General features: G+C 61.9%; 13 protein-coding genes and 2 riboswitches. Of the genes, 8 read left to right on the top strand and 5 right to left on the bottom strand.

Annotated features, from left to right (window positions below):
• The first annotated feature begins 20 nt into the window (after nucleotides 1-20).
• The 4 genes from ACSBPU_RS09095 to ACSBPU_RS09080 all read left to right on the top strand — a co-directional run bounded on the left by ACSBPU_RS09095 (nucleotide 21) and on the right by ACSBPU_RS09080 (nucleotide 4826).
• On the top strand, nucleotides 21-1226 hold the full coding sequence (locus ACSBPU_RS09095; protein WP_442597419.1) for an MFS transporter: 1206 nt from the start codon (nucleotides 21-23) through the stop codon (nucleotides 1224-1226).
• A 22-nt stretch (nucleotides 1227-1248) separates the two neighbouring features.
• Nucleotides 1249-1710, top strand: coding sequence for an SgcJ/EcaC family oxidoreductase (locus ACSBPU_RS09090; protein WP_442597417.1), 462 nt, complete (start codon nucleotides 1249-1251; stop codon nucleotides 1708-1710).
• A gap of 268 nt (nucleotides 1711-1978) precedes the next feature.
• Nucleotides 1979-3166 (top strand): GGDEF domain-containing protein, encoded by a 1188-nt coding sequence (locus ACSBPU_RS09085; protein ID WP_442597415.1) that lies wholly within the window; start codon nucleotides 1979-1981, stop codon nucleotides 3164-3166.
• A gap of 64 nt (nucleotides 3167-3230) precedes the next feature.
• Complete coding sequence (locus ACSBPU_RS09080; protein WP_442597413.1) at nucleotides 3231-4826, top strand: Na/Pi cotransporter family protein; 1596 nt, start codon at nucleotides 3231-3233, stop codon at nucleotides 4824-4826.
• A 6-nt stretch (nucleotides 4827-4832) separates the two neighbouring features.
• Here ACSBPU_RS09080 and ACSBPU_RS09075 read toward each other — a convergent pair whose 3' ends face one another.
• Together ACSBPU_RS09075 and ACSBPU_RS09070 are read right to left on the bottom strand one after the other, a co-directional pair.
• Nucleotides 4833-6146, bottom strand: coding sequence for an LLM class flavin-dependent oxidoreductase (locus tag ACSBPU_RS09075; protein WP_442597411.1), 1314 nt, complete (start codon nucleotides 6144-6146; stop codon nucleotides 4833-4835).
• 10 nt (nucleotides 6147-6156) lie between these two features.
• Nucleotides 6157-6939 carry a 3-oxoacyl-ACP reductase gene (locus ACSBPU_RS09070; RefSeq protein WP_442597409.1) on the bottom strand — a complete coding sequence of 261 codons (783 nt, stop codon included), beginning with the start codon at nucleotides 6937-6939 and terminating at the stop codon, nucleotides 6157-6159.
• Nucleotides 6940-6980: 41 nt separating this feature from the next.
• Nucleotides 6981-7072, bottom strand: a riboswitch (TPP riboswitch).
• 158 nt (nucleotides 7073-7230) lie between these two features.
• A riboswitch (TPP riboswitch) is annotated at nucleotides 7231-7339 on the top strand.
• On the opposite strand from ACSBPU_RS09070, the gene ACSBPU_RS09065 reads away from it, so the two are divergent.
• From ACSBPU_RS09065 to ACSBPU_RS09050, 4 genes are all read left to right on the top strand, one after another.
• Nucleotides 7329-8777, top strand: a complete 1449-nt coding sequence (locus ACSBPU_RS09065) for a sodium:solute symporter family protein (RefSeq protein WP_442597407.1) — start codon at nucleotides 7329-7331, stop codon at nucleotides 8775-8777. (Overlaps the previous riboswitch by 11 nt.)
• 528 nt (nucleotides 8778-9305) lie before the next feature.
• On the top strand, nucleotides 9306-11519 hold the full coding sequence (locus ACSBPU_RS09060) for a TonB-dependent receptor (protein WP_442597405.1): 2214 nt from the start codon (nucleotides 9306-9308) through the stop codon (nucleotides 11517-11519).
• 138 nt (nucleotides 11520-11657) lie between these two features.
• Nucleotides 11658-12338 carry a Fe2+-dependent dioxygenase gene (locus tag ACSBPU_RS09055; protein ID WP_442597403.1) on the top strand — a complete coding sequence of 227 codons (681 nt, stop codon included), beginning with the start codon at nucleotides 11658-11660 and terminating at the stop codon, nucleotides 12336-12338.
• Nucleotides 12339-12353: 15 nt separating this feature from the next.
• Nucleotides 12354-13469: an alpha-hydroxy acid oxidase gene (locus tag ACSBPU_RS09050; RefSeq protein ID WP_442597401.1), complete on the top strand. Its 1116-nt coding sequence runs from the start codon at nucleotides 12354-12356 to the stop codon at nucleotides 13467-13469.
• 22 nt (nucleotides 13470-13491) lie between these two features.
• On the opposite strand, the gene ACSBPU_RS09045 is transcribed toward ACSBPU_RS09050, so the two are convergent.
• The 3 genes from ACSBPU_RS09045 to ACSBPU_RS09035 all read right to left on the bottom strand — a co-directional run bounded on the left by ACSBPU_RS09045 (nucleotide 13492) and on the right by ACSBPU_RS09035 (nucleotide 14478).
• On the bottom strand, nucleotides 13492-13920 hold the full coding sequence (locus ACSBPU_RS09045) for a flagellar protein FlhE (protein ID WP_442597399.1): 429 nt from the start codon (nucleotides 13918-13920) through the stop codon (nucleotides 13492-13494).
• A gap of 129 nt (nucleotides 13921-14049) precedes the next feature.
• The gene (locus tag ACSBPU_RS09040) at nucleotides 14050-14214 is read right to left on the bottom strand and encodes a DUF1328 family protein (RefSeq protein ID WP_180070799.1); all 165 of its coding nucleotides are present in this window, start codon (nucleotides 14212-14214) and stop codon (nucleotides 14050-14052) included.
• A 63-nt stretch (nucleotides 14215-14277) separates the two neighbouring features.
• The gene (locus tag ACSBPU_RS09035) at nucleotides 14278-14478 is read right to left on the bottom strand and encodes a CsbD family protein (protein WP_180070801.1); all 201 of its coding nucleotides are present in this window, start codon (nucleotides 14476-14478) and stop codon (nucleotides 14278-14280) included.
• Between the last annotated feature and the right edge of the window lie 32 nt (nucleotides 14479-14510).

The raw sequence follows: 14510 nt of genomic DNA, 5'->3' as shown, positions 1-14510 counted from the left end.
CCTGCCCAGAATTGTGCATCGTGGCGACCAGCGACCCTTCATTCAGCCTTCGGAAAATTGCCGTAGCGGCCTTCGGGCCCACCGCCCTGTTCGGGCTTGCCGAAGGAGCCATCTTTCCGGTCATTGCGCTCAGCGCCCGCGACCTGGGCGCTTCGGTGGCCGCATCTGGCCTTATCGTCGCGCTGATCGGTGTCGGGTCGCTGCTGAGCAACATACCCGCCTCCATCCTGACCGCCCGCCACGGCGAGCGGCGCGCCATGACCGCGGCGGCGGGACTGATGATCATTGCACTGATACTGTGCGTGCTGGCAAGTTCGGCATGGGTGCTGGCTGCAGGCGTGTTCATGATCGGCATATCGCAGTCCATCTTCATGCTGGCGCGCCAGACCTACCTGACGGAAGCCGTGCCCATCACCATGCGGGCCCGGGCGATGTCCTCGCTGGGCGGCGCGATGCGCGTCGGCATGTTCCTGGGACCCTTCGTCGGGGCCGGACTCATGCATTTCATGGGCCTGCCGGGCGCCTATGTCATCGCCATCATTGCTTCGGCGGCGGCGGGCGGGCTGTCGCTGGGCATTCCCGACCTCACCGTTCGCACGCCTCCGGACAAAGCCGGCAACGCCACGCATACGCAGCAAACCGCCGTTCGAGCCGGGAACATCATCCGGGATCATCGCGGCGCGTTCCTGACGCTGGGCACGGGCTGCATGCTGCTTGCCGCGGTGCGTTCCTGCCGCCAGATCATCATTCCCCTGTGGGCCAGCCACATCGGGCTCGATCCCGCAACCACTGCGATCGTCTACGGGGCCATGGGCGCCATAGACATGCTGCTGTTCTATCCTTCCGGCTATGTCATGGACCGGCACGGCCGCCGCTGGGTGGCCTTGCCGTCGATGATCATCATGGGCGCATCGTTGCTGCTCATGCCCTTGTCGGCAAGCCTGATTGGATTTATCATCATCACGCTGATTCTGGGACTGGGCAACGGCGTAGGTTCAGGGCTGATCATGACCATCGGTGCGGACGCATCCCCCAAGAACGGGCGCACGCACTTCCTGGGCATATGGCGCTTCATCACTGACCTTGGCGCATGCGGGGGGCCCCTGGTGCTTTCAGGCGTCGCCGCGCTTGCCACACTGGGGGCGGGTATTGCCAGCATCGGCGGGCTGGGCTTGTTGGCCGCAGTGTTCTTTTGGCGATGGCTGCCAGGCAAAGCAGAACAATAACGCTTGAAACCGGAGACCACCCATGCGCTTCATCCTTTGTACCGCCGCCACACTGGCGCTCGCCGCGTGTGCCGGCCCTGGCAAGGACACCTACGAAACCACCTGCCACAAGACCTCCACCGAAGAAGTGGCCGGCCTGTTCGACACATGGAACGCCACGCTGCAAACGGGCGACCCGAAGAAAGTTGCAACGCTTTATGCGGCGGACGCCGTCCTTCTTCCCACCTTGTCCAACTCCCCTCGCCTGTCCAAGGCCGACAAGATGGATTACTTCGAGTACTTCCTTCAGCAACGCCCGCGCGGGTCAATCGACCAGCGCAACATCCTTCTGGGCTGCAACACCGCCATCGACACCGGCCTGTACACCTTCGCTTTCGGCGACGGCAGCACAGCCAAAGCCCGCTACACCTATACCTACCGGTGGTCCGGCGACAAGTGGCTCATTACCAGCCATCATTCGTCGCTCCTTCCCGAGCCCCAGTAAACGGGTCGCGGGGGTCAGACCCCGTACGGGGTCTGACCCCAATACCAATGAAACCGAGTCCAGGGTCAGACCCTATGCGGGGTCTGACCCTCGCCGACGATCTGACCGCTCGCCTTCAAAACGATACAAGAAAGGCAAAGTTTCCGTCACGTTTGTGTCAAAACGTGCAAGAATCTCTCATTCGCATCTGCCCGGCAAGCGCAAATGAGGTGATCACTCCGTTAAACTGATCTTTCATCGTATAACTGTATGTAAACGTGAATCCTTCATGATTCAGAGCACTTCCCTTGCTTCCGCAATTCTCACGCTGGCCACGCCTACGCTGACCCTGATATTTGCGTCGAGCTTCTTGTGGCTCTGGAAATATCAGCATCGCTCGCGCTACCTGCTTTTTCTGGCCGGCGCCTATCTTTGTTTTGTCCTGGGCGCTGCCACCCAGATATCCAAGATTCCCTCCGGCACGGCGCCCAACGCTGTCGTCTCGACGCTTTTTTACACACTGAGCACGCTCATGCTCATGGAAGGCATGCTGCGAAGAATCGGCGAAGGGCTGGAAATAGGCTTGCATGCAGCCATCTTCACCACGCTCGTCGGCGGCATCGCTTATTTCAGCTACGTGGATGGCAATCTTGTCGCCCGCATCCTGATCAATAACTTCGGCACGGGAATGGCCTTGCTTTTCATAACTCCCAGGCTGAAGCCCTTGCGTAACGCAAACGGCATCAACGTTCTGCTGTACTGGGTATATCTGGCGTTCGCCCTCAGTTTCTTCCTGCGCACCGCGCTCACGGTAAACGTGCACCCCCTCGGTCCTGCCGACAAATTCGCTCACTCCGCCTTCTGGATCATGCTGCAGTTCAGCATGCTGTTCTTCGCGGTGCTGCTGACCCTCGTGCTCCTGGTGGCCAGCATGATCGACCGGATCGACCGCCTGCGCAGCGAACGCGACGTCGACCCGCTGACCGGGCTGTTGAATCGCCGCGGCTTCAACGATCATGTGCACGCCAAGATGGCACGCTTGCCCAAGGGCGCATCGGTCAGTCTCATTGTGTGCGATCTCGACCATTTCAAGCGCATCAACGACACCTTCGGCCATCCTGCGGGCGACGTCGTCCTTCGAGAATTCGGAGGCATCGTGCTGAGCGCGATCCGCAAGGGCGATGTGGCCGGTCGCGTGGGCGGGGAAGAATTCGTCGTGCTGCTGCCGGACGCGGACTACGCCGGCGCGACCGAGCTGGCGGAGCGCATGCGCGTCAAGCTGATGGACCATCCTTTCAGCAGCCTGCCGGCGTCCTACTCCGTCACCGGCAGTTTCGGCGTCGCGGTCCTGCGTCCGGGCGAGTCCATCGATGAGCTGCTCGAACGCGCCGACCGCATGCTATACGCCGCCAAGAGCGAAGGAAGAAATCGCGTCGTCCATGTCGGCCGGCACCCCGGCTCCGCCAACGGCGCCTGACGGTCCCGCTAGCCACTACACTCTCACTTCCTCCGTTTTTACCGATACTTCGTAGATTCCCATTATGCTGAATGTGCTGTTTCCATTCATCGGCGGCATAGGCCTGTTCCTGATCGGCATGATGCTGCTGTCCAGCGGCCTCGTGGCCTTCGCCGGCGGCGCGCTCCAGAAGGCCTTGATCCGGTTCACCGGCACTCCCTGGAAAGCGTTTGCCTCGGGCGCCCTCATTACCGCGCTGGCGCAATCCTCCACCGCCACGACGGTAACGCTGATCGGCTTCGTCAGCGCGGGCCTGATCACATTCACACAAGCCATCGGCGTGGTGATCGGCGCAAGCCTGGGCAATACCGCGACCGGATGGATCGTCGCGGGCCTGGGATTGAAGATCAATCTGGGTTTCTATACGCTGCCTTTCATCGGCGCCGGTGCGCTGCTCAAGCTGCTGGTGCCCGGACGGTGGGGCGAACTGGGCACCGCAATCGCCGGATTCGGCATCTTGTTTCTGGGACTCAATACCATGCAGGACGGCATGCAGGGGCTGTCGGGCATGCTCGACCTGGCCCGGCTGCCTTCGGGCGGATTCGGGGCCAGCCTGCTGATCATGCTCATCGGCCTCGTCATGACCGCCATACTCCAATCGTCGACGGCCGCCATCGTCACGACGCTGACCGCGCTGCATGCCGGAGCAATCAACTTCGATCAGGCTGCCGCCGTCGTGGTGGGCGCGTCCGTCGGCACCACGCTGACGAGCGCGCTGGCCACGATAGGCGGAACAATCTACGCCAAACGCACGGCTCTGGCCTACATCCTGTTCAACTTGGGGGCCGGGCTCATCGCGGTCTTGCTTCTTCCAGCCTTGCTGTATACGGCTCAAAGCATAGACCGGCAGCTGGGTTTCTCGGCGGGCGCCCTTGGCCTGGCCGCTTTTCATTCCCTGTTCATCGGCCTTGGCGTCGTGCTGTTCATGCCGTTCATCACGCAATTTGCCCGATCGATCGCACGCATGCTGCCTGAGCGCGAGGAGGACCTTGCGCGGCATCTGGACGCCACCTTGCTCAACGTGCCCGAGGTCGCGCTGGGCGCTTCCCATCGCGCCCTGCGGGAAATCACCGGGCGGGTCTTCCTGGCTTACCAACGGGTCCTCGCCATGAACAGGCCCGCCGGACTGAAACACGAACTGCCGCGCATCCGTATGGCGCTGGAGCAGGCTTTCGATTTCGTCACGCGCATTCCGGCGGGTGCCGGCGACGACAAGCTGAACGAGCGCAGGGTGGCGCAACTGCATGCCATCGATCACCTGATGCGGCTGTGCAACCGCTTGAACGAGCCGGTTGCCGAGCAGGCAGACTTCGGTGATCCGGCGCTCGGCCCCGCCACGAAGCAATGCCGCGACATGCTCGCCCTCGCGGGCGAAGGCCTGGCGGGCCGCGCCGAGCCCGGGTGGCTGGATCAGGTTGGCCGCGACGCCCAGGCGCTATCGGAGCGCTCACGGCAGGTGCGACACGACATCCTGCAAGACGCCGGCCCTGGCCGGCATAGCGCCGCCGAGGCCCTGCTCAAAGCCGACGCGTTCCGCTGGCTCGAGCGCGGTGCCGGCCACGTCTGGCGCATAAGCCACTATGCCGCGGCCGATATAGAGCCCGAAGGCGATTCGAAATGACGTCCGTTACGCGGAAGCCGGCCGCCGCAAGCCCAGATGGCCTCGCAGGCTGTGGGCCTCGTACTCCCGGCGAAACAAGCCCCGGGACTGGAGGATGGGGATGACGGAATCGACGAAGTCATCGAGGCTGTCGGGCAATGCGGGCGGCATCAGGTTGAATCCATCAGCACCCTCGTTCAGGAACCAGCGCTCCATTTCATCGGCGATTTCATCCGGCGTGCCCACCATGGTGCAATGGCCCCCGCCCGCAGCCAGGCGTCCCAGCAGTTGCCTGACTGTCGGCTGCTCGGTTTCGATGATGCGCAGGACCGTCGCGTAGCGCCCTTTCGGGCCGGTGAAGTCCTCCAGCGCCGGCAGGTCGGGAACCGGCGCGTCCAGTTCCCAGCCCATGCAATCCTGCCCGACATAAAGGCCGAGCTGGCGCAAGGCATCTTCAGACGGAAGCAGCTCATCCAGCTCGCGCTGCTTGCGCCGGGCTTCGGCGGCAGTGGACGCCACATAGGTCACCAGACCCGGCATGATGGGGACCGGATCCTGCCGTCCCGCTTCCCTGACACGGCGCTTGATGTCCCGGTAGTAGGCTTGCGCCGAGGGCAGATCGTAGGCGACGGCGTAGATGGCCTCCGCGTAGCGCGCGGCGAGGTCACGCCCCTGACCCGAGGCGCCGGCCTGAAACATGACCGGATGTCCCTGCGGCGGCCGCGGCACGGTCAAGGGACCATGCACGAGAAAATGTTCGCCCTGGTGCTGGATCGCATGGACCTTGTCCGGATCGGCATAACGGCCCCGACGGTCGCGCAGCAGCGCTTCATCCGTCCAGGAATCCCACAGGTCGAGGACGACATTCACGAACTCCTCGGCGCGCCGGTAGCGCCAATCGTGATCCGGCATGGCTTCGTATCCATGGTTGCGCGCCTCCGAATCAAACATGGAGGTGACGACATTCCACCCGATCCGGCCGCCCGAAAGATGATCGAGCGAAGCCAGCATGCGCGCCGCATGAAATGGTGTGTAGAACGTGCTGGAGACCGTGCTGATGAACCCGATGCGTTCGGTCGCACGGCTAAGCGCCGCGATCGTTGTCAATGGCTCCAGGAACCATTTTGGTCCGTCCGCCAGGTTGTCGGCCGATTGGCCGTCGGCAAAGAACACCGCGTCCAGCTTTCCGCGCTCGGCCGTGCGGGCCAATTGTTCGTAGTAGGCGATATCCCCGAGCCTGCCCACAGAGGAGTAAGGATGGCGCCAGGCGGCCCGGTGATGGCCGCAAGCGAACAGAAACAGATTGATGTGCATGGCGCGCCGGCCCGCAGTGGATTGCATGGTGTCCACCTTAGTTCTTGACCAGGCCGCCGTCGACGACCAGGTTTTGTCCGGTCACGGAGCGAGACCAGGGAGAAGCGAAAAACAGGGCCGCGTCGGCAAATTCGGCGGGTGTGGTCACGCGGCGCAGCGGCGTGCCGGCCGCGATCATGTCGAAAACCTCTGGTGGAGTGGCGGCGGATGCGTCGGTCGTGCGCAAAAGCCCGCCGGACAGCATATTCACCGTGATTCCCTTGGGTCCAAGGTCGTTTGCAAGCGTGCGTGTAAAGGCCAGCAAGGCGGCCTTGGCGGCCGTGTAATCGTGGTAGGGAACGACGGGATTCTGGAACAGGTTCGTGCCTATGTTGACGATGCGACCGAAACCGCGCTCCGACATGTCCGGAAGCGCCGCCTGCATCGTATTCAAGGCGCCCTTGACGATGCCTTCGAATTGCTGGCTCATGGCGCCCCAGGACAACGTGTCCGCATGAGGGCGGGCGTCGCCGTTGAACGCGAAGGCGGGAAGCGCGTTATTGACCACCGTGGTGACGCCCGAGCCGAAATGTCGCCGCGCCTGAGCGAACATTTCGTGCACGGCCTGTGCGTCGGCCACGTCGGCCTGCAGGGCGATCGCCCTGTCCGGGGCGGTCTGCGCCATTGCCCGCGCCTGGTCTGCGCTGTGCAAATAATTGACGACAACGCGAGCGCCCTGTGCAAGAAAGGCGCGCGTCAGATGTTCGCCCAATCCGCGGCCGCCGCCGGTGACCAGCACGATCTGTTCGTTGATGGGAAGTGCGATGCCGCTGTCGGCCATGATTCACCTTTTCAAAAAAGCGAAGGTGATTCATGCGATTGCGGTGCATGGATGGACATCCCTTCGCCAGTATTAGCTGGAGCAGGTTCGACGGGTTTCATCTCAGCCCCTGAAGGCACCCCGTGTCGTGGGGCAAACCATAGCACAGAAGCGCCGCCGGCGACAGAGGCTTTGGGAAGGGGTCAGACCCCATGCGGGGTCTGACCCTGGGGAAATTGGCTGGGGTCAGACCCCGCATGGGGTCTGACCCCTTCCTCTTGACCCGGCGCTCAAGGCACTTTAAGCTTTGCGCTTTGTTCCTGGGGGAGCCCATTTCGGGCTGAGACTCTGCAGATGGCTGCGGTAACCCTTTGAACCTGATCCGGTTCATACCGGCGTAGGGATGGAAAATGTTCAGCACATCGATCACGATATTATGCCTGCTGCTGTTTGCGGCGGCCTTCACCATTTCAGGCGTTCTGTACGCAAGAAGCGAACGCGGCAGCCTCGAAGACTACGTCATCGCGCGCAATAGCCAGAGCACGACGGCCACCATGCTGACCCTGCTGGCAACGTCGCTGGGCGGATGGATACTTTTTTCTCCCGCCCAGGCGGCGACATGGGGCGGACTGGCGGCCGTCATCGGCTATGCGCTGGGTGCGGTTTCGCCCCGTATCCTCATGATTCCGCTGGGCCGCCGGATGCGCGAGCTTATCCCGCAAGGCCATACGCTCACGGAATTCGTCGTGCTGCGCTATGGACGCGCCATGTATCTGCTGACACTGCTGATCATGCTCTTCTACATGTTCATCGCGCTCACGGCGGAAATCACGGCAATCGCGAAGCTGGTCACACTGTTGGCGCCCGTTCCGCTGTGGGTCACCGCCACGATCGTCATGATCTCCACCCTGATTTACACCGCCTATGGCGGGCTGCGCGCCTCCATCGTGACCGACAAAGTCCAGATGGCCGTCATCGTGCCCCTGCTCTTGATCCTGCTGGTGCTGGGCTGGCGCGCCATCGGCGGCATAGAGCCCACGGTCCAGGGCCTGCAAGACCATGCCCCCCAGTTGCTGAGCCTGACCGACCCCATGGGCATCAAGGCCGGCTTGACCTTCTTCGTCGCCATCTTGCTGACCGGCCTGTTCCACCAAGGCAATTGGCAACGGGTCTATTCCGCGCAGGATAACCGCAGCATGCGCCGCGGCTTCCTGCTGGCCGGGGTCCTGGTCGGCCCCATCATCTTCATGATGGGACTCTTCGGCCTGGCGTTCACCGGCCTCGGGCAAGGCGGCGACAGCTCCATCGCTTTGTTCGCCGTCATCATGCCGCAGGTGCCCGCATGGTTCGCCGTGTCGCTCATTCCTCTGGGCCTCGCACTGGTCATGAGCACGGCGGACACCGTGATCAGCGCAGTTTCCAGCCTGATCGCCGTCGACGTTCGCCGCGTCGCGCCGCATGTCTCCAGGCCCACCTTGATGCGGCTTTCGCGCTGGTTGATCTTCCTGCTGGCGATCCCCGTCATCATTGCCGCGGCGCAGGGATACAGCGTGCTCTATCTGTTCCTGTTGGCCGACCTGCTATGCTGCGCGGCGGCCTTTCCGGTGTTCTTCGGCCTTTTCAATCCCAGGCACAACGGCCGGATCGCTTTCGTGAGCACAGCCTGCGGCCTGCTGGCCGGACTCGCGCTCTTTCCCGCGCCGGGCGACCGGCCGGAATATTTGCTGGAGTCTTTCCTGCTTGCCGTCTTCGTTCCGGCCATCGTCACCCTGGTTTCGCTACGCCTGCTGCGCACGGCGGCCGAGTTCGACTTCGGCCGCCTGAACACGGCAGTGCGCAGCCTGGACGAGCAAAAATAACACCGAGATGCGGGGAAGCTGACTGCTTGCCGTAAGCAAGAATCCAGCCCGTTTGGCTGCGGGCAAGCAGCCCGCAGCCAAACGGGCTTCGACAAAACCCATCACATCCCGATATATTCTTACGGCTTTCAAAATCCTGAATAGATGTGAGCGATCTATTTCATGCCGGCAATACACGGCATGTTTTTCTAAATTCCCTCATCTTGCCTCTATGATTGTTGTTCAACAACAACATAAACTGAGATTTTTGATCTAAATTTAGGTATTTGTCATATATAAAAATAAGAATAGATATCATTCAGCTTATCAATCGTTTTGCATGGCTCGCGTGCCGCCATGGCCGGTCTTGCCTATTCGCAAGGCATGCCGCCTTCTTCCCCAGGAAAACCAAATACCCACGCAGTGCCATTGAGCGATTTGTGTCCATTATTTACTCGGAGAAGCTGAATGTATCAGATTGAAGACCCCCCCTCGTCGTCAAGGCCAAGCCTGCTTTATTTTGCTGTTTGCGGCGCATTGGCAATGCCGATGACGGCCAACGCCCAGCAATCGAATGTTTCGGAACTCACGCCAGTCAAGGTCCAGGGCGAGGTCCCCACCTTCAAGGCAGAGGACGTTCAATCCGCCAAGTTCCAGGCTCCACTGCTCGATACCCCGCAAACGATCAACATCGTTCCAGCGGAAGTGCTGAAGCAACAGAACGCGCAAAGCCTGCAGGATGTACTGGGCAACGTGCCTGGCGTCACCTTTTCATCGGGCGAAGGCGGCGCGGGCTGGGGCGACATGTTCACGATACGCGGCTTCTCGTCCGAACAAAGCATCACCGTTGACGGCGTTCGCGACAGCGCGCTGAGTTCGCGCAACGATATCTTCAACCTGGAGCAGGTCGAAGTCTACAAAGGCACGGGCTCGATCGAATCCGGCGTGGCCGCCATAGGCGGATCCGTCAACCTGGTCACCAAAACGCCGAAGCTTGGAAGCTTCTACGATTTCAACGTGAGCCTGGGCACCGACAAGTACCGCCACGAGACCGCCGACCTGAACCATCAAATCGGCGAAACCAGCGCTTTCCGCCTGAACGCCATGACCCACAAGAACGATGTCGCCGGGCGCGGATCGACGGACTTCGACCGCTGGGGAATCGCTCCGTCGTTCTCGTGGGGTCTGGGTACGCCGACCCGCGTGACGGCGGCGGTGTTCCACCAAAAAGATAACAACACCCCTGATTTCGGCCTGCCGCTGGATCGGAACGGCCAACGCATGAACGGGATCAGCGAGGACTTCTGGGGTGGGCTGCGCAACGCCGACACCGAAGAAACCGAGACCACCAGCGCCATGCTGCGCCTGGAGCACGACTTCAACAGCAAGGTGGCGGTCCGCAACCAGACGCGCTGGTCGGAAACCAAGCGCTTCACTTACCTGACCACAGGTGGTCGCCTGCTCAACGTGCCCGCCGGATCGCAACCGGGCGCCGTCGTCACGGCCAACACCAACGACTTCTGGGGCTACAACAACCGGGGCGTGGAAACCTATCCAAGCGGCTTTCTGGCTGCCCCCCGGCTCAACAACACGAACTCCTACAAGGGCAAGATCATTGCCAACCAGACCGACCTGAACCTGGACTTCAACACGGGCAGCGTGCGCCACCAGATGGTGACGGGCGTCGAGTTCTACGAGGAAAGCTACCGCAAGGATCCATACAGCCGCAGCCTGCCCTTCCTGGGCAGCGGCAAACGCGTCATCGACGTACGCGACCCCGACACCTACTATGCGGGCCCATGGCGCAATACCGAAAATACCGACGAGAGCGGCGCCAAGGTCACCAACTGGGCACTGTATGCCTACGATCAGATCACCTTGAACAAGAACTGGGAAATCGCGGCGGGTCTGCGCTATGACCGCTACCGCGTGAAATGGTACAACGCTACCGGCGGCACGCTGCCCGACCAACAGAAAGAAGGCCTGTGGAGCGGCCGCATCGGCCTGGTTTACAAGCCGGTCGAGTACGGCAGCGTCTATCTTTCTTACAGTCAGGCGTCGCAGCCCTCGGCAGCGGCGGCGGCATCGCGCAGCGGCGGCGGCAGCGGCGGCTACGACTATTCGCCCGGCAAGGCCAAGACCTGGGAGCTCGGCACGAAATGGGACCTGCTCGACAACAAGCTGTCGCTTACCAGCGCCCTCTTCCAGATCGAACGCAACAATCCCACCGACTACGATGAGTTCGGCCTGATCACACAGACGGGCGCCAAGGAACGCGTGCGCGGATTCGAAATCGGGCTGGCGGGCAACATCACGCCCCAGTGGTCGGCATACGGCGGCTTCACCGTCCTGGACGGCGAAATCCTTGAAGATGCGGCCGATCCGCTGCAAGTGGGCGGCGATTTGAAGAACGTGCCCAAGATGACGTTCAATCTGTGGACCAACTATCAGATCACGTCTCAGTGGGACGCAGGCCTGGGTGCGCAATACGTCGGCAAACGGAAGTTCTACTCTGGAAACACCACGGATGGCGCGCGCCAGGGCGGCCGTTCTCCGAACGATTCCGAGATGCCCAGCTTCTGGCTGTTCAACGCCTCGATGGGCTACAAGCTCAACAAGAACCTGGCCCTGCGCCTGAACGTGAACAATATCTTCGACAAGTTCTACATTGCGCGCGGCACCTCGAGCTCGGACGGCTTCCAGCTGTACGGCGTGCCGGGCGCGGGCCGTACATTCATCCTGAACGCGGAAGCGAAGTTCTGATGCGCTGACGCAAAGTACCGGCAAACGAAGTTTGCTACAGTATGCCTGGTCGTCGCGCGGCGACCAGGCCGCACGGAACCGCTACACAGGCGGTTCCGCCGTTTTCAGCCTCATGTTCGAACAGTGAAGGACGCCATCATGATGATCCGGATTCCCAATGTGCTCAGCGCGGAGCAGCTTCGGAAATGCCGCCACGCACTGGAACACGCTGACTGGACCGACGGTCGCGCGACAGCAGGTCATGTCGCCGCCCGCGCGAAGCAAAACCTCCAGTTGCCACTGGACCATCCGGTCGCTCAGCAGGTCGGCGAGCTGATCCTGCAGCAATTGAGCCAGAACCAGACCTTCATCGCCGCCGCCCTGCCGTTGCGCGTTTTACCGCCCCGCTTCAACCGCTACGAAGGCGGCGGCACCTATGGCAACCATATAGACAATGCGATTTTCGGCGTGCCGGGCACGGCCCAGCGCGTGCGCAGCGATATCTCCTCTACCTTGTTTTTTTCCGAACCGGATGAATACGAAGGCGGCGAGCTGATCGTCGAAGACAGCTACGGCAGCCATCGCGTCAAGCTGCCGGCCGGCCATATGGTCATCTATCCGGGCTCCAGCCTGCACCGCGTGACGCCGGTCACGCAAGGCACCAGGCTTGCCTCATTCTTCTGGACGCAAAGCCTGATACGCGAGGACCATCGGCGCGCCATGCTGTGGGAGCTCGACAACAGCATACAAAGCCTGTCGAGCGCCGCCACCGATCACGAGTCCATCTCTCGGTTGACCGGGGTATACCATAACCTGATACGCGAATGGTCCAACACGTGACCGCATTGGATGTCTATGCAGCGCACACTCCAGCCGCCATTGGCAAGCATTCCGCCAGACATAGCAACGGCAGGCGATTACGCCCGTTACGCACGTGAACGCATGACCGTCTCCGCGTGGGAATATGTCGACGGCGCCGCCGCCGACGAACTCACGCTGGCGGAAAACCTTGCGGCATTCAAACGTGTGGGCCTGCGGCAAAGCGTATTGGCCGACCTTAGCAACGCCAGCACACAGGTCGAGATACTGGGACAGCGATTCGAATATCCCATCATGCTCGCTCCGGTAGCCTGGCACAAGCTCGCCCATCCCGACGGAGAACTCGCCACGGTGCTTGGCGCTTCGGCCATGCGGGCAGGCATGGTGCTCAGCACCCAATCCAGCACGGACCTCGCCGAGGTCGCCTCCGCATCGCACACCACGCTGTGGTTTCAGCTATATCTGCAAGCGGACCGCGACCTCACGCTCGATCTGTTGCGCAGGGTTGAAACGGCGGGATACCGCGCTCTGGTCCTGACTGTCGACGCGCCGGTGAACGGCATACGCAATCGCGAGCAGAGGGTCCGGTTCGCCTTGCCCGACGGCATTGAATCCGTCAACCTGCGCGGCATGCAGGCCCCCGCCCATGTGGCGCAGGCCGGCGCGAATACCTTGTTCGGCAGTCGGTTGCTCAAGCTGGCACCGCGCTGGACCGATCTGGAATGGCTGGTCGCCCACAGCCGCTTGCCGGTGCTGGTGAAGGGCGTGGGTACTGCCGACGACGCTTTACGCGCCCTCGACCGCGGCGCAGCCGGCCTGATCGTGTCCAATCATGGCGGACGGACGCTGGATACCTTGCCCGCCACGCTGGACGTGCTGCCCGAGATCGCGGCAGCCGTAAAGCAAAGAGCGCCCATCCTGTTGGACGGCGGCATCCGCCGAGGCAGCGATGTGTTCAAAGCCATCGCCCTGGGCGCTACATCGACTTTGATCGGCCGCCCCTACATGCACGCTCTGGCTGCGGCGGGCGCCACCGGTGTCGCGCATGTGCTGCATATCCTGCGCAGCGAACTCGAGGTCACCATGGCGCTTGCCGGCAGGCCCACGCTGGCTGACATAGACGCCTCCTCACTGTGGATGCGCACGCCCTAGTGCCTGTCAACGCTAACAGGCCCTAGCGGTACCAGACCGTCACGCTGCCCTTGATGAAAAGCGGCTGAGCTAGCGGGCCCCTGCCCTGGACCGTATGGACGAGGTAAAAAGGCTGGCCAGGATCCAGGCCGTTGAAGTCCTTGCTTCGCACATCCGCGCCGACGATCGGCACGCAGCGCTGCGCGCCGTTCCAGCAAAGTTTGCTATGGACCAATACGCCGCCGCGGAACTCGCGTGTCGCATAGACCGCGGTGATGGCCGCGCCGGGTTTCGGGTCGCCGCCAGGGCGGCTCGAGATCGGCGCGTACCGGACCATGACCGGGCGGCCCGCATGGTTGATGGCGGCGCTGATCTTCTCCTGAGTCCAGGCGGTGTCGCCCGCGTGCGCGGCCATGCATGCGCCAAGCGCAGCCACGGCCGAGGCATGTTGAAGTAAGGTCCGGTGTTTCATGGATGACAGCATAACCGAAGCCGTGGGAACGCACTCCACTCCGACGCTGCGCAAAAAAAGGTCCGCGAGCCCGAGGAAGAGCCGGCGGACCAAGCAACCCGCCACAGAGGCCGGGCAGCACTGGCTTGTTTATCGCTTGCGGAACAGGCCGCTCAATATGGCGAGCACCGCGAGTACGATGAAGATGTAGAACAGGATCTGGGCGATCGATGCGGCGCCTGCGGCGATGCCCCCGAACCCCAGAAATGCGGCAATGATCGCAATCACGAAAAATACAACGGCGTAGTAAAGCATGGCATTCTCCTTTTTTCGACTTATCCAAGCAGCATGCCCGGAACGTGTATTCGGATGCCGCCGCTATCGGTTCTTATCGAAGAATTCCTTTACTTCACGCTCGGCCTCTTCGCGTGTACGGCCATAGCGCTCTTGCACCAGGCCCGCAAGCTGTTGAGCATTGCCATTGATGCGGGTCAACTCATCGTCGGTGATATCGCCCCATACGGCCTTCGCCTTGCCGGACAATTGCTTCCACTGACCTTCGATAGTATCTTTGTTCATGGTCTTGCTCCTTGTTTTCCGGCGGCCGGAGA

Origin of the sequence: Parapusillimonas sp. JC17 (assembly GCF_052180245.1) — a bacterium.
Lineage (GTDB): Bacteria > Pseudomonadota > Gammaproteobacteria > Burkholderiales > Burkholderiaceae_B > Parapusillimonas.
Note: the sequence above shows the minus strand (reverse complement) of the source record. Positions and strands in the feature narration are given on the sequence as shown.